Below are 1,181 nucleotides of genomic sequence, written 5' to 3' on the forward strand. Positions count from 1 at the left end.
TTGACCGAGAAGCCGTCCAGCCAGTGCGGGTCGTAGACGAAGCCCCAGTCGAACGACTTGCCCAGCTCCGGCTTCAGCGTCACGCCGGCCGGCACCGCACCGGACACCACCGCCGTGGTCTGGCTGAGGCCCGTGCCCTTGTAGTTGGCCGGCACACCGGCGCAGGCGTGCGGATGCGCGGCCAGCGAAGCGGCGTCCTGCTTGATGCAGGGGTCGGAGAAGCTGGGCGCGCTGCCCGCGGCGCCGGCGAACAGTTCGGAGATGTTCGGTGCACGGAACACTTCCGAGATCGTGCCGCGCAGCAGGAGGTCGTCGATCGGACGCCACTCCACCGACAGCTTGCTGTTGGTGGTATTGCCCACCGAGCTGTAGTCGGAATAGCGCGAACCCAGGGTGACGTTCAGCGCACGGGCGAACGGCAGGTCCTTCAGGATCGGGATGAACAGCTCGGCGTAGGCCTCCTTCACCGTGAAGCCGCCCGCCAGCGGCGTGGAGCAGGCCTCCTGCGAGATGAAGCAGGTGCCACCCGAACCCGTGGTGATGGCGACGAAGTCGACGCCGTTGCGCTGGTACTCCTTGCGATAGTCCGCACCCACGGCCAAGCTGACCGCGCCCGCCGGCAGGTTGAACAACTCGCCGTTGGCGTTCACTTCAGCCGCACGGTTGATCACCGTGGTGGTGTAGAACGGAGTCACCTGGTACTGGCGCAACTGGTCGGTGACGACCGGGTTGGCCTGATCGAACAGATTGATCGGCGTGCACCCGGCGATCGGACCAGTACCGCCGGTCGCAGGATTCGTACCGCAAACCACCTGGCCGGTGCCGGCATCAAAATACGAAGGGCCGAGCGCACCGCGCAGACCTTCGTAGTACACATAGCCCTGACTGCTGCGGAACTGGTTGTAGTGGCCGTAGTTGACGCCAGCGTCCCACTGCCACGAGGTCTCGCCGATGCTGCCCTTCAAACCGGCGGTCACGGCATCGGTGGTGGTCGTGAAGTTGCCGACGCGCTGACCCAGACCGGTGAAGCGGGTCAGGAAATTCTGACCGGATGCGGGACCGAAGGTGACACCAAACGGGTTGTAGTAATTCTGCGCCGAGATGTTGACACCGTCGGCCAGAGCGTCAAACGGCAGCGGCGCGATGGCGAACTGCGACGTGGTCTTGTTGTGGAACACGTC

1 protein-coding gene is annotated in these 1,181 nt (G+C 64.9%); it reads right to left on the minus strand.

The genetic code is table 11. The features are described from left to right. The coding region (locus MBSD_RS06780) for a TonB-dependent receptor domain-containing protein (protein ID WP_187300571.1) at positions 1 to 1,181 on the minus strand (1,181 nt) is incomplete at both ends.

It is taken from the genome of Mizugakiibacter sediminis, assembly GCF_000953855.2.
Taxonomy (GTDB): domain Bacteria; phylum Pseudomonadota; class Gammaproteobacteria; order Xanthomonadales; family Rhodanobacteraceae; genus Mizugakiibacter; species Mizugakiibacter sediminis.